The organism is Synechococcus sp. R65.1 (assembly GCF_047461755.1).
Classification (GTDB): domain Bacteria; phylum Cyanobacteriota; class Cyanobacteriia; order Thermostichales; family Thermostichaceae; genus Thermostichus.
In genome coordinates this window covers 37,245-57,603 of sequence record NZ_JANSHU010000003.1, presented here as the reverse complement: position 1 = coordinate 57,603, position 20,359 = coordinate 37,245, and the positions used below count along the sequence as shown (strand labels likewise).

21 protein-coding genes are annotated in these 20,359 nt (G+C 59.6%); 15 read left to right on the top strand and 6 right to left on the bottom strand.

The features are described from left to right. Positions 1–35: 35 nt before the first annotated feature. Entirely contained in the window at positions 36–989 is a 954-nt protein-coding gene (locus NW814_RS02620) for an asparaginase (RefSeq protein ID WP_414405104.1), read from the bottom strand. Positions 990–1,126: 137 nt separating this feature from the next. Here NW814_RS02620 and NW814_RS02615 point away from each other — a divergent pair, with 137 nt between their 5' ends. From NW814_RS02615 to NW814_RS02600, 4 genes are all read left to right on the top strand, one after another. Continuing rightward, entirely contained in the window at positions 1,127–1,885 is a 759-nt protein-coding gene (locus NW814_RS02615) for a sirohydrochlorin chelatase (protein ID WP_414405103.1), read from the top strand. Between the two features lie 66 nt (positions 1,886–1,951). Further along, entirely contained in the window at positions 1,952–2,716 is a 765-nt protein-coding gene (cobA, locus tag NW814_RS02610; RefSeq protein WP_414405102.1) for a uroporphyrinogen-III C-methyltransferase, read from the top strand. Further along, positions 2,713–3,501, top strand: coding sequence for an ABC transporter permease (locus NW814_RS02605; protein ID WP_414395383.1), 789 nt, complete (start codon positions 2,713–2,715; stop codon positions 3,499–3,501). The genes cobA and NW814_RS02605 overlap by 4 nt, the downstream gene beginning before the upstream one ends. Before the next feature lie 85 nt (positions 3,502–3,586). Further along, complete coding sequence (locus NW814_RS02600) at positions 3,587–4,285, top strand: response regulator transcription factor (protein WP_414395381.1); 699 nt, start codon at positions 3,587–3,589, stop codon at positions 4,283–4,285. Here NW814_RS02600 and NW814_RS02595 read toward each other — a convergent pair. After that, positions 4,265–4,528 (bottom strand): sulfiredoxin, encoded by a 264-nt coding sequence (locus NW814_RS02595; RefSeq protein ID WP_414395378.1) that lies wholly within the window; start codon positions 4,526–4,528, stop codon positions 4,265–4,267. The genes NW814_RS02600 and NW814_RS02595 overlap by 21 nt on opposite strands. 212 nt (positions 4,529–4,740) lie before the next feature. Between NW814_RS02595 and NW814_RS02590 the strand changes: the two genes are divergently transcribed. The 6 genes from NW814_RS02590 (at position 4,741) to NW814_RS02565 (ending at position 9,230) form a co-directional block, all read left to right on the top strand. Beyond that, the gene (locus NW814_RS02590) at positions 4,741–5,082 is read left to right on the top strand and encodes a hypothetical protein (protein WP_414405101.1); all 342 of its coding nucleotides are present in this window, start codon (positions 4,741–4,743) and stop codon (positions 5,080–5,082) included. Between the two features lie 17 nt (positions 5,083–5,099). After that, the gene (locus tag NW814_RS02585; protein WP_414405100.1) at positions 5,100–5,582 is read left to right on the top strand and encodes an ABA4-like family protein; all 483 of its coding nucleotides are present in this window, start codon (positions 5,100–5,102) and stop codon (positions 5,580–5,582) included. 110 nt (positions 5,583–5,692) lie between these two features. Next, positions 5,693–6,463, top strand: coding sequence for a hypothetical protein (locus NW814_RS02580; RefSeq protein ID WP_414405099.1), 771 nt, complete (start codon positions 5,693–5,695; stop codon positions 6,461–6,463). A 66-nt stretch (positions 6,464–6,529) separates the two neighbouring features. Beyond that, the gene (locus tag NW814_RS02575; RefSeq protein WP_414405098.1) at positions 6,530–6,952 is read left to right on the top strand and encodes an archease; all 423 of its coding nucleotides are present in this window, start codon (positions 6,530–6,532) and stop codon (positions 6,950–6,952) included. A 13-nt stretch (positions 6,953–6,965) separates the two neighbouring features. Next, on the top strand, positions 6,966–8,396 hold the full coding sequence (locus NW814_RS02570) for an RtcB family protein (RefSeq protein WP_414395366.1): 1,431 nt from the start codon (positions 6,966–6,968) through the stop codon (positions 8,394–8,396). A gap of 204 nt (positions 8,397–8,600) precedes the next feature. Beyond that, positions 8,601–9,230 carry a biotin transporter BioY gene (locus tag NW814_RS02565; protein ID WP_414405097.1) on the top strand — a complete coding sequence of 210 codons (630 nt, stop codon included), beginning with the start codon at positions 8,601–8,603 and terminating at the stop codon, positions 9,228–9,230. A 208-nt stretch (positions 9,231–9,438) separates the two neighbouring features. Here the strand turns inward: NW814_RS02565 and gshB are convergent, their stop codons facing one another. Beyond that, entirely contained in the window at positions 9,439–10,386 is a 948-nt protein-coding gene (gene gshB / locus NW814_RS02560) for a glutathione synthase (RefSeq protein ID WP_414405096.1), read from the bottom strand. Positions 10,387–10,559: 173 nt separating this feature from the next. On the opposite strand from gshB, the gene NW814_RS02555 reads away from it, so the two are divergent. Then, positions 10,560–11,288, top strand: a complete 729-nt coding sequence (locus tag NW814_RS02555) for a pentapeptide repeat-containing protein (RefSeq protein ID WP_414405095.1) — start codon at positions 10,560–10,562, stop codon at positions 11,286–11,288. A 67-nt stretch (positions 11,289–11,355) separates the two neighbouring features. Here NW814_RS02555 and rpmB read toward each other — a convergent pair whose 3' ends face one another. Both rpmB and NW814_RS02545 read right to left on the bottom strand, forming a co-directional pair. After that, positions 11,356–11,592 (bottom strand): 50S ribosomal protein L28, encoded by a 237-nt coding sequence (gene rpmB, locus NW814_RS02550; protein ID WP_414395357.1) that lies wholly within the window; start codon positions 11,590–11,592, stop codon positions 11,356–11,358. Positions 11,593–11,615: 23 nt separating this feature from the next. Continuing rightward, entirely contained in the window at positions 11,616–11,972 is a 357-nt protein-coding gene (locus NW814_RS02545; RefSeq protein WP_414405094.1) for a hypothetical protein, read from the bottom strand. 179 nt (positions 11,973–12,151) lie between these two features. Here NW814_RS02545 and NW814_RS02540 point away from each other — a divergent pair, with 179 nt between their 5' ends. The 4 genes from NW814_RS02540 to cobN all read left to right on the top strand — a co-directional run bounded on the left by NW814_RS02540 (position 12,152) and on the right by cobN (position 17,526). Then, positions 12,152–13,258 carry a dockerin type I domain-containing protein gene (locus NW814_RS02540; RefSeq protein ID WP_414405093.1) on the top strand — a complete coding sequence of 369 codons (1,107 nt, stop codon included), beginning with the start codon at positions 12,152–12,154 and terminating at the stop codon, positions 13,256–13,258. Between the two features lie 358 nt (positions 13,259–13,616). After that, on the top strand, positions 13,617–14,810 hold the full coding sequence (locus NW814_RS02535) for an SBBP repeat-containing protein (protein WP_414405092.1): 1,194 nt from the start codon (positions 13,617–13,619) through the stop codon (positions 14,808–14,810). A 158-nt stretch (positions 14,811–14,968) separates the two neighbouring features. Then, on the top strand, positions 14,969–15,265 hold the full coding sequence (locus NW814_RS02530) for an SBBP repeat-containing protein (protein WP_414405148.1): 297 nt from the start codon (positions 14,969–14,971) through the stop codon (positions 15,263–15,265). Between the two features lie 50 nt (positions 15,266–15,315). After that, positions 15,316–17,526 carry a cobaltochelatase subunit CobN gene (gene cobN / locus NW814_RS02525; RefSeq protein WP_414405091.1) on the top strand — a complete coding sequence of 737 codons (2,211 nt, stop codon included), beginning with the start codon at positions 15,316–15,318 and terminating at the stop codon, positions 17,524–17,526. Here the strand turns inward: cobN and NW814_RS02520 are convergent. Beyond that, the gene (locus NW814_RS02520; RefSeq protein ID WP_414405090.1) at positions 17,523–20,261 is read right to left on the bottom strand and encodes a valine--tRNA ligase; all 2,739 of its coding nucleotides are present in this window, start codon (positions 20,259–20,261) and stop codon (positions 17,523–17,525) included. The two genes, cobN and NW814_RS02520, sit on opposite strands and share 4 nt — an antisense overlap. Positions 20,262–20,359: the final 98 nt, after the last annotated feature.

Here is a 20,359-nt window from a genome sequence, read left to right as displayed (position 1 = left end):
GAGTTTGGGTGCAAGGCCTTCCCACCTCCGGCTCTTCAAGGCATACGCAGTTCCCCTTCCACCTCAAGGCGGGTGTAAGGGCCAATGGAGAGGAAGCGCTCCCCTAACATTTCGGCAGCAGCAGGCTGAATCCAGCCCATACGCTGCAGCAGGTGCAAAGCCAAGGCATATTTGGCCCGCGCTGCTCCATCCTGGACCTTGATGGCCAGGCCCATCCCCTCTCCGACGCGTCCAATGCACTGGATCCCTTCGGCGCCGGACTTGCTGACCAGCTCGCCTTGGGTAGCTCGCATCAACTCGGTGTCGAAACATCCCTCGCCCGCCACCATTTCCGGACAGTGGGTCATGGCGCGGACAATGGCTTCCAGCTCAGGCCGCTCTCCTGCAGTTAGTTGAGCATACAGGTAAGCTAGCTGGTTAAGTTGCAACTGGTAGGTGGGCACGCCGCAGTCATCGCGGGCAAATAAAAACTCTTCCGAGGGCATTTGCAACAAATCGGCCAACTTAGCCCGCACCAGAGCCTGAACGGGGTGTTGCCGCTGGGCGTAGTCCTGCAAAGTCCAGTTCTGGGCGCGGCTTGCTAGCAGCATGCCAGCGTGCTTGCCGGAGCAGTTGTGGCACAGTGGGCTAGGCTTGCCGGGTGGGGTGGGGCAGACCAGCAGCTCGGGGGAAAGATCGGCGCGCCAGAGCATGCTGAACACTTGCCGCGCATGGGCCGTAGTGCCCTGATGGGAGGCGCACATGATGGCGATGTCTTTCTCGCCAAGCCGATAGCGCTCGCGGATGCCCGTGGAGAGCATGGCCAGTGCCTGAAAGGGCTTGAGGGCAGAGCGGGCAAAGACGGGTGTGGTGCTTTTGCCGGCTACGGCCAGGGAGCGCCCGCGGCTATCGGCCACCACGGCTTGGCAATAATGGGTAGATTCGGTCAAGCCCTCCCGCAAAACGTGGATCAGCAGTTCGGGGGCAGTGGAGCGGTTCTCAAATGACATGAAACCCTGGGAAAGGGCCGGCGAGTCTAGAAAAATGGGCGTGTACATTATCTCAAATCATACGTCCAGATCTGGCGCGAAACCTTGCCAGTAGGGAGCAAAATGGAACAAGTGCGTCTGGATCCCTAAGCTCTGTCATGTCTTCACCTCCCCTGGTGTTTTTGGTCTGTCACGGCAGTCGGGATCCGGAATACCAGCAGGCGGCAGCGGAGTTGCTGGCGAGGGTGCGGCAGCAGCTGGCTCCCCAGCCGGTGGAGCTGGCCCAGTTGGAAGGCAAGTCCCTGGGCCTGGCGGAGCAGATTCACAGGTACTTGGCGGCTCGGCTGCCCAGGTGCGACAACCCAGTGGTGTTGGTATCGCTCTTCATGGGGAGGGGAGCCCATGTGGAGGAGGATCTGCCAGCGGTGCTGGAGGAGCTTCGGGCTCGCTGGCCCTGCCTAAAGCTGCTGTTGACACCGCCGATTGGCCAGCATCCAGCCCTGCTTGATCTGGTGGCAGCGCGCGTAGCAGCGGCGCAGCAGTTGGGGGAGTTGATCCACGCCTGGATCCTGTTCGGCCATGGCAGCCGTCTGCCCGAGTTTGCCGCCCAGCTGCAAGCTGAGATCCAAGCTTTAAAACAGCACCTGCTTGGGATCCCGATTCACCTGGCTTTTGCCGCCCAGCCTCCTACGCTAGAGACCACCGTCGTTCACTGCTTGCGCCTTAGCCAGTACCGCCTGCGGGTGCTGCCCTTTTTCCTCTTCCCGGGCAGCTTGCTGCGCTCCTTACAAGACCAGGTTCAGCGGTTGCGGCGGCAGTGGCCCTTGTTGCAGCTTGAGCTGGAGCCACCCCTCTGGCGCGATCCTCAACTGCTGCAGGCCATTGTTGAGACGGTGCGGACGGCCTGTTCTCGCTAGATGGGCTGGTCAAAGCCGTCTTGCTTAAGCAAGATGGATCTTTCCAAGAGGCTGTTGGGAGACAAGATGGGCAAAGTGTATCTGGTGGGGGCAGGGCCCGGAGATCCAGGACTGCTGACGGTTAAGGGCAAGACCCTGCTTGCCCATGCGGATGTAGTCATCTACGATGCCCTGGTGGGATCCCCCATCTTGGATCTGATCCCCCCCACAGCAGAGCGCATCTATGCTGGCAAACAGCGGGGGGCTCACACCTTGCCCCAGGAGCAGATCACGGCCCTGCTGATTGAGAAAGCGCAGACACGAGCTGTGGTGGTGCGGCTCAAGGGCGGGGATCCTTTCATCTTCGGCCGGGGGGGCGAGGAGATGCTGGCCCTAGTCCAGGCGGGGATCCCCGTGGAAGTGGTGCCCGGGGTTACTGCAGGCATTGCCGCCAGCGCCTATGCCGGGATCCCTCTCACCCATCGGGAGTTCAGCTCCTCAGTTGCCTTTGTTACCGGCCATGAGGCGGCAGGGAAATACCGCCCCCGAGTCAACTGGCGCGCCTTGGCAGGAGCAGTGGAAACGCTGGTGATCTACATGGGGATCCACAACCTCGGCCATATTGCCGCTGAACTGTTGGCTGGAGGGAAAGCTCCCGATACGCCGGTGGCCTTGATCCGCTGGGGTACCACCCCAGAGCAGGAGGTTCACCTGCTGCGTTTGGACAGCCTGGTTGTGCAGCCGCCGCCGGTGTTGCCCCCGGCCATTGTGGTTGTCGGAGCGGTAGTTACTCTTGCCAACTTCTTGCCTGCCTTGCGTCCACCAGATCCCTTGTCGGCAGGGTCTTTATGAAGGCTTTTTTGCGCAAACTGGCTGCCCTCTGCTCCGCCTACTACGCCTATATGCTGGAGTACCGGGCGGAACTTCTTTTGTGGGCGCTGGCTGGATCTCTGCCTCTGATCATGATGGGGCTCTGGAGCGAGGCTGCTCGCGCAGGGAACTTCTCGCTCTCTTCCCTGGAGTTCATCCGCTATTTCCTAGCGGTGTTCCTGGTGCGCCAGTTTAGCATCATCTGGGTCATCTGGGACTTTGAGCAGGAGGTGGTCGAGGGCAAGTTGTCTCCCCGCCTACTACAGCCTCTGGATCCCGCCTGGCACCACGTGGCCAGCCACCTGATGGAACGCCTCGCCCGCCTCCCCTTTACTGTGGCTTTAATTGCCCTCTTTTTCCTACTCTATCCCCGCGCTTTTTGGATCCCCTCTTGGCAACAAGTGGCGCTGGGATCCTTGGCTATTCTCTTGGCTTTTGCCCTGCGTTTTCTTATGCAGTACACGCTGGCGCTGCTGGCCTTTTGGGTAGAGAGGATATCAGCCCTGGAGCAATTTCACTTTTTGGTGTACTTGTTCCTCTCGGGGGTGATCGCCCCCTTAGAAGTGTTTCCGCCAGCGGTGCGCCAGGTCTTAGGCTGGACGCCCTTTCCCTACTTGGTGCATTTTCCCGCCAGTCTCTGGGTAGGGCTCCCCCAGGACATCCTGCGCGGCTTTGCCATGGGCCTGGCCTGGCTGGGGCTATTTTGGCTGGTCAACCGTTGGCTCTGGTGGAAGGGTCTGCAGCGCTACTCGGGAATGGGGGCTTAAGAACTGCCTTGAGCCGCCGCAGCTATTATCATGGGCTAGGGATCTCCAGCTTGGCTGCCAGTCTTCGGCTCCCCCTTAGGTCATCATGAAGCGCGTCCTAGTCGTAGATGACGATCCCATTTCCCTCAAGGTTCTGAGCCGCCATCTCAGCCAGCATGGCTATCGGGTTCGCACAGCCACTTCCGGCAGAGAAGGATTGCGCCTGTTTGCTGAAGAGCAGCCGGATGTGGTGGTGTCAGATGTGGTGATGCCGGAAATGAATGGTTTCGAGTTCTGCCGGCAGCTACGCCAACAGCGAGGCGGCGAGCTTGTTCCTTTTATCTTTCTCTCTTCCCGTGGCGAACTGGGCGACCGCATTCAGGGGTATGAGTGGGGAGCCGACGACTACATCATCAAGCCCTTTGAGCCCCTGGAATTGGTGGCCAAGATTGAGGCGCAGATTGAACGATCCCGCCGCACGCAATTGGAGATCCTCCGTCTCATCCGGCAGCAGAACTCCGCTAAGGCTGATGTTGCCCCTCGCCCCCGCTTGGAGGAGCTCAACCTAACCCCTGCCGAAGAGCGGGTGTTCCGGGAGGTTATCCAGGGCTACACCAACAAGCAGATTGGCGAAAGGCTATGCATTAGCCCGCGAACTGTCCAGACCCACTTGACCAATATTCTCAGCAAGCTTTCTCTGGAAAACCGCTCCCAGCTGGTGCGCTTTGCCTATGAGCAGGGCTACGTTTCTCGAGAGGAAGGAGGCAACAAAAGGATCCCTCCCTCAGGCCAAATGAAGTCTTAAAACAGCAGGCGTGGCCCTACGCACTCGACATGGGATCCGATCCCTGCCCAGGCGGACAAAGGCCTCGTAGCGGTGGCAGCCCGAGAAGCTGTAGTACTTTCCCTCCACCTCTAAAACCTCAATTGGCTCCTGCAGGCCTATTTCCTGGATGGAAGCCATCAGCGCCTGCACCTTCCCCGGATCCGTCTGCCGCGGCAGCGGACGGCGAATCTGAGCCAGGGGAATCTCGCGAATCTCCACCATGGTGGGTCTCTTCTCAGTTCGGCTTCTTCATCATACTCGTTATGAGTTTATCTTGTCAGCCCCTGGCGGAGGGATAGACTCTGAGAGCAAGGCATGGCAGGATAGCACCAGCCTGGACTTATGAGTTGCGCTGGAAGCTAAGCCATATGTGGCAACTCCTCAAAGTTCTGTGGGGAAAGGTTGCGGGTCAACTTCCCTCTGCCCCATCCAAGATGCCGCCAGATCCGCTTGACAAAGTGCCGGTTCAGCAGCCTTCTCCCCAGAAGGCCCCTGCTGCGGAGACTACCCCCAAGCCCACCTGGGAAGCTGCTGCCCCCAAGGTCATGGCAGCCCAGCGGGTTGAGGAACCCAGGGAGTTGCTGAGATCCCCCGACGCAGAGGCAGGAGAATCCGGCATCGGCCCAGCTCAACCTACCTCCACAGCCAAAAGCATCAGCAATCTTTGGGGCATGGGCGATAGCGGATCCCGGATTTCCCGCATTGCTGCCGCCAGCAACAGTAGCCTTGCTGTCAGCTCTATTGCCAGGGCTGCTGGGCCGATAATAGATAGGTAATGCTGGGGGTTCCAAGCATGCTGGAGATAGTCTTTAACGCAGCCAACTGGTTTGCGCTACCTTTCTGGGCCCTGATGATCCTGTTGCCGGGTTGGAAAGTAACCCGCAGGGTGATGGAATCGCTCTTGCCCATTGCCCTTTTGGCAGCAGTCTATCTCTACCTTCTGCTTAGCGGGTTTAGCGCAGCGACTCTTAGAGAGTTTTTCAATCCCCAGCTATCTCTGGGCAATCTAACAGCTCTATTCAGCCAGCCCTCGGTGATGGCGACGGGGTGGGTTCACTACATCGTCATGGATTTGTTTGTAGGACGATGGATCTTCCTGGAGGGGTGGGAAAAGCGGGTTTGGACAACCCATTCCCTGCTGCTGTGCTTGTTTGCCGGGCCAGTGGGCTTGCTCTCCCATCTGCTTACGGTGGCAGTTGTCCAGGCACGCCGGCAAAACCAGGCGCAAGGAAGGACTCAAGAGACAGGAGTGCCACAAGAGTTGGCTAACCCCTAGGGATAGGCTCTATCGAATAGGGATCCAGGCTCGCATAGCAAGAGGAAGTTCTGTGAGGCTAGGATATCAGGGGTAGGAGCCCTCGGCCTTGAGGCCAGAGGAACTGCTTGATGAGGAGTGGAGGCGTAGCTTGGTTTTTGCGTCCTCAGCGGTGGCTGTGGAGCGGCCTTGGAGCAGCAGCCCTTGTGGCCCTCACGGCTGGGGCTAGCTGGGCACGGCTTTTGTTGGAAGTGCGCATGACCCTGGGCCTGCCCATTAGCCCTAACTACTGGTACATGGTGGCCCTTAGCCGAGCTGGTAGCCCTGGCCCCACCGCCAACCTGGTAGATCCCAATGTCCGGGTTGGGCCCAACGAGTACACCTTTGTGCGCGACTGGGACTACCTGATTCGGGTTACCCCTCTTAACGAGGAGGCCGTTTTGCAAGCTACCATCCAGCGCTTGGGTGAGCAGGAGCGAGAGTTTGCCGTTGGCTTTAACCAGGTGCGGGTGGAGCGCGTTAACCGGGACCGCGACACCCTTAGGTTTCGGATTGACCTTTCGGAGCTCCAAGGTCTGGACGGGCAAAACCAGGATATCCAGGTGGCTTTGCTCACTGCCCGCGCTCCTTTTCGCGTTGCTCCTGAAGAGACCAATCTGGCCATTGATGCCACCCGCGGCGAACTGCCCAACTACTATCGCCTTAGTCTCTCCAACCAGCGGCAGGTGGTTGTCGACGATCCCCAGCGCCAAGAGACCATGCGCCGCAGCCGTGAGTTACTCCAGCAAAGTGGATCTGGAAGCGGTCTCACCCGCGAGCTCATTGAGGGAGGAGCCCTGGAGATTTTGGCTGCCAACATCCTCACCTTTGAGCTACGCCTTCTTTCCTCCTCCAGTTTCTAGAGAGAAACTTTAATCTATCCAGGTGGCCTCTGGCTTTGGCCTGAGAATGAGAGCAGGGGGACTGCCGTGGTGCGGGCAAGATGGGAGCACTTTGAACACATGGCCGACATTGGTGTGCGCGGCTATGGGGCAACGCCGGAGGAAGCCTTTGCCCAGGCAGCTTTGGCCCTGACTGCGGTGGTCACTAGCGTGGATGAAGTAGCTCCCAGAGAACACCTAGAGATCGAGCTAGGAAATGCAGGCGATCTGGAACTGTTGTTGGTGGATTTCCTGAACGCAGTGATCTACGAGATGGCCGTCAGAGGCATGCTCTTTGGAAAAGTCGAAGTGCACCTGGCAAAAGAGCATCTCAAGGCCAGCCTGTGGGGGGAAAGAGTTGACCCTGCCAGACACCGACCGGCGGTAGAAGTTAAGGGGGCAACTTACACGGAACTCAAGGTAGCCCGAGAGGGTGAGCTTTGGGTGGCCCAGTGCGTGGTGGACGTGTAAGGGGAGGCAACCTATGGATATCAAGAAACTCGAGCGTGTAGATGAGACGGTCTGGCGCATTCCTCCAAAAGGCAGAATGCGTGTCCCGGTCTTGATCTTTGCCGACGAGGAGTTAATCCGGGAAATGGACGACAAAGTGGCCGAGCAGGCCAGCAACGTGACCACCTTGCCAGGGATCGTTGGAGCCTGCTACGTGATGCCAGACGCCCACTGGGGTTATGGCTTTCCCATCGGTGGGGTGGCGGCCTTTGATGCGGAAGAAGGGGGGGTGATTTCCGCCGGCGGCGTGGGATTTGACATCTCCTGCGGCGTGAGAACCTTGCGAACCGGGCTAAAGCGCGAGGAAGTGGAGGAGATGGCAGAGCCCCTAGCCAATGCCCTGTACGCGAGCGTACCGGTAGGGCTCGGCAGCCGCAGCAAGATCTCGTTGAGCGACAAAGAGATGGAAGCTATGCTCGAAGGCGGAGCAGAATGGGCTGTTGCTCAGGGCTACGGCAAGAAAGAGGATCTGGAGCGCATCGAAGAACATGGCCGCATGCGCGGAGCAATGCCGAGCGAAGTCTCCGCCTACGCCCGTGAGCGCCAGCGACGCGAGATGGGAACCCTCGGTTCGGGTAACCACTACCTCGAAGTCCAAGTTGTTGACGAGATCTACGATCCCGAGATTGCCAAGGGCTTTGGCCTTAAGTCGGGGGAAGTGGTGATTACTATCCACTGCGGCTCCCGTGGCTTGGGTCACCAGATCGGCACTGAGTACTTGAAGAAGATGCAACAGGCGGCTAAAGAACACGGCATAGAGCTACCTGATCGCGAGCTGGCCTGTGCGCCCTTGAAGTCCAAAGTGGGGCAAAGCTACCTGGGAGCAATGCGGGCGGCAACCAACTGCGCTTTGGCTAACCGCCAGATCATCACCCACTGGGTGCGCGAGGTGTTCGCTGAGCTTTTCCCCAAAGCTGAACTCGACCTTATTTACGACGTCTCCCACAACACCTGTAAGGAGGAAACCCACGAGATAGAGGGGAAAAAGCGCCGCCTGTTCGTTCACCGCAAAGGGGCAACGCGCGCTTTTGGGCCTGGCCACCCAGAGCTTCCTCAAGCTTTTCGCTCTATCGGTCAGCCCGTCATCATCGGTGGCTCCATGGGCACGGCTTCCTACATTCTGGTCGGCACCGCGCAAGGGGAGGCCCTTTCCCTCTCCTCAGCCTGCCACGGCGCTGGGAGGGCGATGAGTCGCAACCAGGCCCTCAAAGCCTGGACAGGGCAGGAGATTATCGAACAACTGAGACGGCGCGGCGTCATCGTGCGCAGTCCCTCTTTGCGGGGGGTAGCTGAAGAAGCGCCCCAGGCCTACAAAAACGTCGACAAAGTGGTGCGCGCTGCCGATCAAGCCAAGATTGCGAAACTTGTAGCGCGCTTAAAGCCAATTCTGTGTATCAAAGGCTAGCTATTTGCTGAAAGGGGAAGCTATTTTTAGGGGCTTAATGCCCTTTTTTTGTTGCTTCCAAGTGATGCTTTGCCGCGTTTGTGAGTTATTCCCCAAGCTGTGCTTGCCCAAGCGCGAATGCCTTAGGAAAGGGTTAGTGTGTACTTGCCCTCTTCTTTGCATTTCCCTATACTGACCTTTAGGTCTCGACACTCCAGGTGCTCTATGACTGCGACTTACCTGCCCTTGGCCCAGACTTTTCTGCCCCGTTCTTCTCGCATTCGCGATCTGCTGCTGGTGGTGGGAGGGAGTCTATTCGTAGCAGCTCTGGCGCAGGTGAGGATCCCTCTGCCTTTTACACCGGTGCCCATCACTGGACAAACCTTTGGGGTAATGCTGGTGGGAGCAGGCTTTGGGGCCAGGCTGGGCTTTCTCGCCTTGCTGCTGTACCTGCTGGAGGGGCTCTTGGGATTGCCCTTCTTCAGCGGCGGCGGCTCTGGGCTCAGCCACCTAGCGGGGGCAACAGGAGGCTACCTGCTGGCTTTTCCCTTGGCTGCAGGGCTGATGGGCTGGTTTGTGGAGCGCTGGGGGGTAGATCGCAGTCCCTGGAAGATGGCCGCGGCAATGCTCTCCTGCTCGGCTTTGATCTACGCTTTGGGGGCTACCTGGCTGGGGGTGTGGCTGAACGAGAATGTTGGACCTACCTCCGCCTTGGCGGTGCTCAGCAAGGGGGTGTTTCCCTTCATTCCCGGGGATTTACTGAAGTGTGCGCTGGCCGCAGCCCTGCTGCCCACTACTTGGCGCTGGCTAGGGCGGGGGAAGTCGGCAGCCGATCCCAAGTCATCCTCCCCCTAGGAGCAGAATCTAAAAAAAAGGTGATGTTTGCCGCGATCGAGTTCTTCTTCTGGGATTCTAGTACTTGATCAAAGCGGTGTTCAAAGCCACCCATTAATGGAGCGCGTCTTTATATTGCTCTAGGGTTTTGTAGGTCGCTGGCCGGTCGCGACATGCCCCCCTTGGGGGCCCTTTTTATTGGCCCTACAACGTTGAAGGGCACGCTAGCTTAGGTTTTAACAGGTACCTTTTTCTCCAGCCACTCGGCCACTTGGTTAGCCAGATCAACTCCCTGCAACTGACTGATCTCCCGCAACATGGTTGGGCTAGTAACGTTAACCTCCGTCAGCCGCTCGCCAATCACGTCAATGCCTACAAAATAGAGTTTCTCCTGGCGCAGTACTGGCGCCAAGGCTGCGCAGAGAGCCCGTTCCTTTTCGGTAATCTCAGTTTTCTCCACCCGACCCCCAGCAGCCACATTGCCCCGGAAATCTTCCTCGCTGGGGACGCGGTTGACTGCACCTAAAGGTTCTCCCTCTAGCAACAAAATGCGCTTATCTCCCGCTGCTGCCTGGGGCAAATACTCTTGCACCATCACGGGCAGCCGGCCAAATTGAGTGCTCAGCTCGATGAGGGAATTGAGGTTGGGATCCCCGGCAGTGAGCCGTAGGATCCCTTCTCCCCCTTTGCCGCCCAGAGGCTTAAGCACTGCCTGCCCCACCTGCTCGACAAATTGGCGGAGCAAGGCCTTATTGCTGCTAACACAGGTGCGCGGGATCCACTCCTTAAATTGCAGGGCGTAGAGCTTTTCGTTGGCCGAGCGGATGCCAGCGGGATGGTTGAGCACTAGGGTACGGCTGGGAGGGAGGTGATCCAAGAGGTAGGTGGCGTAGAGATAGGCCGTATCCACCGGCGGATCCTTGCGCATCCATACCGCCTGCATATGACTCAAGGGCACTAGGCGCCGTTCTTTGACCTCATACCAGGGATCCGCCTTTAGATCCAGCACGATTTCGGATACCGACCCCCACGTTTCCCCTTGATCCCAGTAGAGATCGCCCAATTCCAGACAGAAAACGCGGTGTCCTCGTCGCTGTAGCGCCTCCATCAGGGCAATGCTGGTGTCGTGGTTTACCTGCAACTGGGACAGCGGATCAACGATAAAGGCTACCTGCATGGGTGGTTAGGGTTCGCAAACAAAAGGCTGCCCCGAGTATGCAATAAATCTGAGCGAATTCAGCAGGGCTAGCTTTGTTAACATCCTCTTAACCTCAGCAAGCGGCGCAAACGCTAGCTTGGTAATTAGCCCTCCGTCCTCAGCTAGGTTAGTTGGTGAGGAACGTCCCACCCGTGAATGCTCCTTCTTCTCAACCCTTGGAGCCGGTTCGCATTGAAACTACGCGGGATCTGCTGGAAGCCCTGCGGCAGGGACGTTCCCTTGTGGGTGCCAACCTCGAAGGCGCTTACCTCTCGCGGGGCCTGTTCGACCGCATTCGGATGCCCAAGGCCAACTTGACGCGGGCCAACCTGCGCTCGCTCAGCATGCAGCAGGCGGATCTGCGGCTGTGCAACTTTCGCCGCACCGAGATGGAGCGGGCCAATTTTGCCGCCTCAGATCTGCGGGGCTCCAGCTTTAGCCAGGCTCTGGGGGACTATAGCAACTTCACCGCTGCCAAGCTGGACAAAAGTAGCTTTCAGGAGGGCCATTTCAGCCACTCCATCTTTCGCGAGGCCAGCTTGGTGGCTGCCAACCTAACGGGAGGCAACTTTTTTGCCGCTGACTTTCGCCAAGCCAACCTATTTCGCTGCAACCTCTCTCAGGCAGTCCTAGCTTGTTGTCAGTTGCAACAGGCTAACTTCGACCAAGCCCTCTTGGTGGGAGCCAACCTGCAAGAAGCCCAAATCGAAGGGGCCAGCTTTGTCGGCGCCGACTTTACCGACGCCAAGCTCTCCGAGGAAATGCGCAAGTTCTTGATTGAGCACGCCAGCGGCACCAACGAGCTGACCCAGCGGGACACTCTCACCACGCTGCTGGCAGGGCTAAAACCTAAGTCGCGCAAGCTGTTTGGGCTGCTGTAGGCTGTTGCCGGTACAAATCCTAGGTCGGCCTAGGGGCCTAGTTCTGTAGAGGTCGGAATCCCAAGCCTTAAAATTGGTTGAGGTCGATGCCAGCCTCGCGGGCCATAGCTCCTAGCCCTTTGGTCTTAAGGGTTTTCAGGGCCTTGGTGGAGACACGCAGACGAACGAACCGCTTACCTTCTTCCCACCAGATGCGCTTCCACTGCAGGTTTACTTCCTGCAAGCGCTTGGTGCGTCGGTGAGAGTGGGAGATGGCAAAGGCGTTGTTGCGCTTTTTGTTGGTCAGTTGGCAGCGACGTGCCATAGGAGGCAAGCAACTCAGCGCCGCTATTGTATAGCGCCTTTCCGCTGGGCAGCAAGTTGGGCTTGCAACTGGGCTAGCTCTGCCCTCAATTGGGCAAAGGTTTGTTGGCAGTGGTTGACGCTTCTCAAGGGCAGCTCTTCGTTTTTGGCAATGCAAGTTATCTGAACAGGCCCGTCGGGGCCTTGGCCGGTGCGATCCACCAACACTTCCACGGTTACCAGCTTGGTGTAGGGGTTTTTTCCGGGGGGCTCGCCAGCCACCCAGTAGTCAGGACTGTGGTGGAGGATGGTGAGCTGGCAACGCTCCAAAAGGGCGCGGATGGCTTCGCTCAACTGCTCGGCCGAGCCCGTAAGCTGGGCAGTGCAAGAATATCGAGCCATAGGACGGCAAGTCACCACGGCTATCCTACCATCAAGTTTTTGGCTCCTGCAGCCAAAGGCAAGCAAAATTGGGCTCGAGAGTACTCTGCTCCGGCTCTGCCAGTCCTAACTGGGAGAAAATGAACTGGGCTAAAAAAACATAAGGAGCCCCTTCCAGAGCTCTCGCCGGGGAAGTTGCGATGTCTAGGATTTCCCCTCTAGCCCCTTCTCTCTTGCTGCTGGGATCCCTTGCTCTAGCTTGGATAGGCGTGGCTTCTGCCCAAGCGCGGCCTTTTCAACCGGGCGATCTGGATGGGGATGGCCGTTTGACGGTGCAGGATCGCAACCTGTTGGGGGCCTATTTGCGGGGGGAGCAGGGGTTGACTGACAACCAGATCCTGGCTGCCGATGTCGATCAGGACGGGCGGATTACGGAAGCCGATTGGCAGGTTCTGCAGCAGCGCCTTCAGACAGCTACGGAAGCTCCCACCGGACAGGTGCAGTTGGATTCTGCCTACTCTGGGCAGGTGGTGGACCGCCTCACAGGGCAGCCCTTGGCTGGGGTGGAGGTAGCCATCCCAGGGGCAGGGATTGCAGTGCGCACCGATGCCCAGGGGCGGTTTCGCCTGCCAGGGCCGCTGCCGGCAGAAGAGATTTTGGTGGCGCGGCTGGAGAACTATTTGCCCTATTCCCAGAGCACAGGCAACGGAGAGATCGGCCGGGATCGACCTCTGCAGTTGCAGTTGGAGCGCTGGGATCCCAACACTACGCTGGTGCTGGAGGCCAATGTCATTCGCCTCGGCGATAACCGGTATTCGCCCGAGTCGGCGGCTGCCAGCCAGTTTCTAGGGCCTGCCCAAGCGGTAGAGATGACCCGCTCCTTCACCTTGGAACGCCTGCCGCCTCGCCCACCGGTTTTGCGGATTGGATCCCTGATTGGGTTGGATACTGCCGCTGCCTATCGGGCTGGCCAATCTCGGATCCCTAGCGCCAACATGTCCCCTCTACAAGTCCTTCTGAATGGGGTGGAAGTTGAGCAAGTTCAGCTAGGAGGAGACGACCTGCGCATCCCTCTGCCGCTACAGCACTTGCGCCTAGGTTCAAACACCGTAACGCTGCGCACTGGCAAAACTTGGGTTCAGACAGGCGGGATCGTCAGCGGTCCTCGTGTCAGTATCCCTCTTTTTGGTGGATCCCTGCAAATTCTACTGCCGCTAGGAGGTAACCCCCTCAGCCAGCAGGGTGGAGCGTGGGTGGATTACGACGATGTGCAGTTAGCCAACGTCACGATTGAGCTCCGCAACTAACCTAACTTGCGCTGGCCAGGGATCCTGGCCAAAGCCCTTCCGAAAGGGCAGATGGCCTGCTGTTACCTCTGCCCCAGCACCTACGGAGAGGATTCCCAACATTTGCGGGTGCGTTATGTCAGCGTCGAAGGGGATGCTTCGAGGACGTGTCTGCAGGTCGCAAGCCCATTCGCCACAGCTTCATCCGCCCCGCCCGCCCATCGAACGTGAAACCCACCCTTGGGCCGTGGCCGTACGGCGGCATCCGGAGTTCACCTGCCCCAGCTTGCCCAGACATGCCACGGCTGTTGCGGGGAGAGAGGCGGATAGCTACCCTATCGAGAGGACAGGTTCCTTTGCCGACGGCCAGCCTGGGCCTATGGGCAGGAAGCAAGCGCTGAGTAAGGTGGTTCTCTCTGGTGTGGCTCTTGCCAGCTCAGCGCTTCTAGCTGCCTGTGGCCGGGATCCTGGCCCTTGGCTCCACCAGTTTGGCACCCCTTCCTCCGACGAGGCGCGCGCCCTTGCTGAGGACGGGCAGGGGAATGTCTGGGTGGCAGGGATCACCGAAGGAAGCCTTCCCGGCCAAAGTTCTGCGGGGGGCAGTGATGTTTTCTTGCGCAAGTACAACGCCCAGGGCCGAGAGCTCTGGACGCGGCAGTTTGGTACCCCTGCTTCGGACGAGGTTGTTGCCCTGGCAGTGGACAGGAGGGGGAATGCCTGGGTGGCGGGGATGACCCACGGTGCCTTCCCTGGCTACAGCAATGCCGGCGAAGAAGACATCTTCCTGCGCAAGTACGATCCCCAAGGCAGAGAGCTCTGGACGCAGCAGTTGGGTAGCGCTGGGCCTGACCAAGTCGTTGCCATCGCTGTGGATGGCAAGAGCAACGTCTGGGTTGCAGGAACAGGGGCAGGCAAGAGCTTTGTGCGCCAGTACAACGCCGACGGCAAGCCGCTTTGGGTCCGCGAGTTGGGAGCCCACCAGCAGGTCGCTGCCCTGGCTCCCGATGGGGCAGGAAACCTCTGGATAGCCGGATTCGTCCACGACCGCGCAAGAGCCGGTGGCTTTGTCTGCAAGCACGATCCCAGTGGCAACCAGGTTTGGATGCGCCAGTTTTCCCACCGAGGAGGCGACGGCGCTCTTTCCGTGGCCGTGGGAGGGGAGGGGAAGGTTTGGGTGGCAGGCTACGCCCAGGGCAAGAATCCGTCCAAGGCCTATGAGGTCTTCGCCCATCAGTACGATCTGTACGGCAACGAGCTCTGGAGCCGCCAATTTGCAGGTGGGCAAGGGGAGCGCGTCCTAGCCATTGCTGTGGATGGGAGTGGAAGGATTTGGGTAGCAGGCCACACGCAGGGGTCTTCCTCGAGGCGCAGCGACGCCTTTGTCCGACTTTACGAGACCAACGGCGGCGAGCTCTGGCGCCATCAGTTCGGCAGCGCCGACTTCGACTGGATCCAGGCCATTGCTGTAGGCCAAGAGGGCAACCTCGTGGTGGCAGGCGTAACCTGGGGATCCCTTGCCGACCAGTCCCATGCTGGGATGAAGGATGTCTTTGTGCGCAAGTACGGTCGTTAGTCCGGGGTCATTTTCCTGGAGCAGGATCCGGCTCCCCTTGTGGTTCTTTCGGCAGCCGATACAGATCTCACAGCTAAACAGGTGTCAGCTGCAGAAAGCTACGCCGTGCTAGGCTCTAGGCGGTGCGGCTTTGGTTGCAAGGGGAGAACTTGAGAGAGATGAAAAAAAGGGTGTCTAGGATAGCTCTTTTAGGAGCCTTAACTTCTTTTGCTGGTTCAACTTTCTGGGGAGCCTGCAGTTTCTTTCCAATCGATTTAGGTTTAGCCAGCCGTTCAACCGATTTGGGTTCAACCGAGTGGATCCGCCAGTTCGGAACCCCTGCGGATGAGGGGGCTGAGTCTGTTGCTGTCGATGGGCAGGGGAACGTTTGGGTAGCGGGATACACTGAGGGAGCCCTTCCCGGCCAGTCGAGCGCTGGCGGTCGAGATGCCTTTGTGCTCAAGTACAGTCGCTAGTCAGGACGTACCTTGAGAAAGGTTTCATGAGGGTCACCTAGCGCTAGGCCATGCACCGAATAGCAGCTTTGCCCGGAGGATGGGATCCCACCCAGTCCGGGGTTATTTTTCTGGAGCAGGATCCGGCTCCCCTTGTGGTTCTTTCGGCAGCCGATACGGATCTCACCGCTTTGAGCGCAGCTCTTTCGCTCTTGCCCCAAGACTTCCCGGAGGTGCGGGCTGCCAATCTCTTGCACTTGCAGCAGCCCCTGAGCATCGACGACTACGCCGAGAAGGTATTGCAGCAAGCTCAAGTTATCCTCATTCGCCTGCTGGGGGGAAGGGCCTACTGGAGCTACGGCCTAGAGGTGGCCAAACAGGTGGCAGCCGAGGCGGGATCCACCCTAATCGTCATTCCCGGCGATGATCGCCCTGACTGGGATCTGGTGAGCCATTCCACTGTGCCCCTGGGCGTGGCGGATCGGGTGTGGCGGTACTGGCTGGAGGGGGGAGCGGAGAATGTGGCGGCCTGTCTGCTGTTTCTAGCCAGGGAATTTTTGGGGCGCCAATATCCCGTGCCGGATCCTCAAGTGTTGCCTCGCCTGGGGGTCTACCACCCTCCTGTCGCTCTGCCGGCCCCTTCCCCAGCTCCCAAGGTGGGGATTTTGCTCTACCGGGCCCATGTGCTGGCGGGAAACACCCAGCCCATCGATGCTTTGGCCAGAGCCCTGCTGGAGCGAGGGTTGCAGCCCTTTTGCCTTTACACCTATAGCCTTCAAGACCCGGACTTGCCTCAAGCCCTTCGGGATCACTTTGGCGGCCAGATTGAGGTGTTGCTCAATACCACCAGTTTTTCGCTAGCGCGCTTGGACAGCCAGCAGCCCGATGTGAAACTATGGCAGGAGTTGGATGTCCCCGTTTTGCAGGTCATCCTCAGCAGCGGATCCCGGCAGAGCTGGGAGGACTCGACGCGGGGTTTGGGGGCGCGGGATCTGGCCATGAATGTGGCTTTGCCCGAGGTGGATGGGCGCATTATTAGCCGCGCCATTTCCTTTAAAGCCGTTCAACAGCGGGATCCCCGCTTGCAAACGGAAGTCGTGGCCTATGAGGCGGTGCCGGATCGGGTGGAGTTTGTAGCCGATCTAGCAGCCAACTGGGTAAAACTGCGGCGCACTCCCCCTCCCCAGCGGCGACTGGCTTTGATTTTGGCCAACTACCCTAGCCGGGATGGACGCCTGGCCAATGGAGTTGGGTTGGATACGCCAGCTAGCTGTGTCGAGATCCTCAAGGCCCTGAAAGACAACGGCTACCAAGTGGGCCCCATCCCCCAGAGCGGCGATGAGTTGATTGGCTGGCTAACCCAAAGCCAAACCTATGACCCGCTGGGATCCCTGCGGCCGGCTCGGCAATGCCTTTCCGCTGACCTTTACCGCGAGTGGTTTGCCCGCTTGCCGGAGCCCATCCAAACCGACCTCGTCCGGCAATGGGGGGATCCGCCCTCTCAGGATATTCCCGTGGTGGGACTGCAGCTAGGGCACGTTTTTGTCGGCATCCAGCCGCCGCGGGGCTACGACCGGGATCCTTCTTTGAACTACCACGCCCCAGATCTGGTGCCCCCCCACGAGTACTTGGCCTTTTACCTGTGGCTGCGGCAGGTCTTTGGCGTGCAGGCGGTGGTGCATGTGGGCAAGCACGGCAACTTAGAATGGCTGCCCGGCAAGGGATCCGCCCTTTCCTCTACCTGCTACCCCGAGATTGCCCTGGGGCCCCTGCCCCACTTTTACCCTTTTATCGTCAACGATCCGGGGGAAGGGTCCCAGGCCAAGCGGCGAGCCCAAGCCGTGATTATCGACCACCTCACCCCGCCCCTCACCCGCGCCGAGCTGTACGGCCCCTTGGCAGAGTTGGAGCGGCTGATGGATGAGTACGTGCAGGCCCAACAGTTGGATCCCAGCCGCTGCCCCCTCATTCGCGCCCAGATTGAGGAGCTGGTCCGCTCAGAGCACCTGGATCCTCTGTTCAACCTGGAAAAAGAGGAAGATTGGAGCCGCCTGGATGGCTATCTCTGCGAGCTCAAAGAATCCCAAATCCGGGACGGGCTGCACATCTTTGGCCGCATGCCCAGCGGCGAGCAACTGGTAGATCTTCTGGTGTCCCTAGCCCGCTACCCCGGCCATGGACAGCTGGGCCTTACCCAAGCCATTGCCCGCGACTGGGGATGGGACTGGGATCCCTTGACCGCCGACCTGACGGATCCCTGGCCGGACAAGCCCTACCCCTAGCCCAGCTTCTCCAAGCGGGCCTGCAAGAGCTGCCTCTGGGCCTCCAGCTCCGCCAGTTGCTCGCGGCTAGCCTGCACCACGTCAGAGTTGGCGCGGCTCAAGAAGTTGGGGTTTTCCAGGCGAGTGCGAATCCCTTGGGCCTCTTTTTCCAGTTTGGCTAGGTCTTTCTGCAGCTTGGCCCGCAGCGCCTCCACGTCCACCAGCCCTGCCAGGGGCACCAGCACCTGCACCGTGCCCACCACGGCCGCCGCCACCTGCCTGGGCTCCGTGGCCAGGGATCCTGCAATCTCCAGCGACTCAACCTTGGCCAGCTCGCGGATGTAGGCCTGGGCGGCGGTGAGAATCCGCTGCTCTTCAGGATCCTCGGTAACCAGCAGCGCGGCGATGGTTTGATGGGGCTTGAGGCCAGCTTCCGCTCGCAGGTTGCGCAGGCTGGTGATGACTTGGGTGACCAAGCCAAACTCCCGCTCCAGTTGGGGGTTAACCCAGCTGGGGTCAGGGGTGGGATAGGGCTGCACCGAGATGGAAGTAGTCTGGTTAGCCTGGGTAAGCAGTTGCCAGACTTCTTCGGTGACGTGGGGCATCCAGGGGTGCAGCAGCCGGAGGATGGTCTCTAGCACCTTGGCCAACACCTGCTGCGCCGTGCGCTTGGAGGCCAGGTCTTCTCCTCGCAGCCGAGGTTTAGCCAGCTCGATGTACCAGTCACAAAAGTCGTCCCAAATTAGGGAGTACAGAAGCCGCGCCCCCTCGCCCAGGCCGTAGGCTTCCAGCTCCTCGATCACTTGGGTGGCTGTGGAGTGCAGCCGGGAGAGGATCCAGCGATCGGCCAGCTCCAGCGCTTCCGGGGCAGGGGATCCCAGTTGGGCGGGGGTCTGTCCCTCCAAGTTCATCAACACAAAGCGGGAGGCGTTCCAGATCTTGTTGGCAAAGTTGCGGGCTGCCTCCACGCTGGCACTCTCGCCGGTCTTGCGGTCGTAAGCTAAGCGGATATCCTGCCCGGCCCCCACCACTTCCCTGACCAGAGCGTAGCGCAGGGCATCGGTGCCGTACTTGTCCAAGAGCTCGATGGGATCGATGCCGTTGCCCTTGGACTTGGACATCTTCGCCCCGTGCTCGTCCCGCACCAGGCCGTTGATGTAGACATCTTTGAAGGGGATCTGGCCGGTAAACTGCACCCCCATCATGGCCATGCGGGCCACCCAGAAAAAGATGATGTCGAAGCCCGTCGACATCAGGGAGGTGGGGTAGTAGCGCTTGAAGTCCTCCGTCTCCTCTGGCCAGCCCAGCGTGGAAAAGGGCCACAGAGCCGAGCTAAACCAGGTGTCCAAAACATCGGGATCCCGCTCCAGCCGCTCAACTTCTGGACCAAACTTCTCCCGCGCCTTGATCCAGGCTTCTTCGGCATTGCGGGCCACCACAAAAGCCTGGGGATCCTCAGGGATCTGGCCGTTGATGACCGGATACCAGGCTGGGATCTGGTGCCCCCACCACAGTTGTCGCGAGATGCACCAGGGGCGCAGCTTCTCCAGCCAGCCCGTGTAAACCTTGGTCCAGCGCTCCGGAATAAAGCGGGGGTTGTGGTGTTCCCGCTCCTCCTGCAAGCAACGAGCTGCCATCCCCGAGACATCGCAAAACCACTGGATGGAGAGCAAAGGCTCAATGGGCACACCCCCCCGGTCGCTATAGGGCACGGTGTGGGTGTACTCTTCCACCTTCTCCAGCAGGCCGTGCTCGGCAAACCACTGCACCACCTTCTCGCGGGCCACAAAGCGATCCAGGCCGGTGAAGGGATCCCCGTTCTCGTTGAGGGTGCCGTCCTTGTTGAGGATGTTGATCAAGGGCAACTGGTGGCGCCGGCCCATCTCAAAGTCGTTGGGGTCGTGGGCTGGGGTAACCTTGACGCATCCAGACCCAAAGGTGGGATCCACATACTCGTCGGCAATGATGGGGATAAGGCGATCCTTGATGGGCAGCCGGACAAACTGGCCGATGAGATGGCGGTAGCGCTCGTCTTGGGGGTTAACCGCCACGGCTGTATCCCCCAGCATTGTCTCAGGGCGGGTGGTGGCCACCACCAGGTACTGGCTGGGGTCGGCGGCCAAGGGGTAGCGGAAATGCCAGAGGTGGCCCTTGACCTCTTTGTTGTCCACCTCGATGTCGGAGACCGCCGACTGGGTGGCCGGACACCAGTTGACCAGATACTCGCCCCGATAGATGAGCCCTGCTTCGTAGAGGCGGACAAAGGCTTCCGTAACGGCCCGGCTCAGCCCCTCATCGAGGGTAAAGCGATCCCGTGTCCAGTCCAGCGACAAGCCCAGCCGCCGCAGTTGGCTTTTGATGGTGCCCTGCGACTCCTCCTTCCAAGCCCAGGCCCGCTCTAGAAAAGCCTCGCGGCCCAGGTCAAAGCGGCTCTTGCCCTCCTGGCGCAGTTGGTTTTCCAGAATGGTGTGCACGGCAATGCTGGCATGATCCGTGCCCGGCAGCCAGAGGACGTTGTAGCCGCGCATGCGCTTGTAGCGCACCACCACATCTGGCAGGGTAAAGGCAAAGGCATGGCCCATGTGCAGGCTGCCCGTGACATTGGGCGGGGGCAGCACCATGCTGAAGGCTTCCCCCGGCGCCTTGGGATCCGCCACGTAAAACCCCTTTTCCTCCCAAAAGCGCTGCCACTTGGGCTCGGTCTCAAAGGGGTTGTACTGGCTGGGCAGGTTGGCGAGGGAAGGTGCAGCAGTCATGCGGAGGCTGGGTTGCTCAAGGGACTACCCTAACTAGGTTAGCAAGCTTACTCCCAGCCGTCGGGCTCTTTTGGGGAGGTGGGCTTTCTGGGGATCCC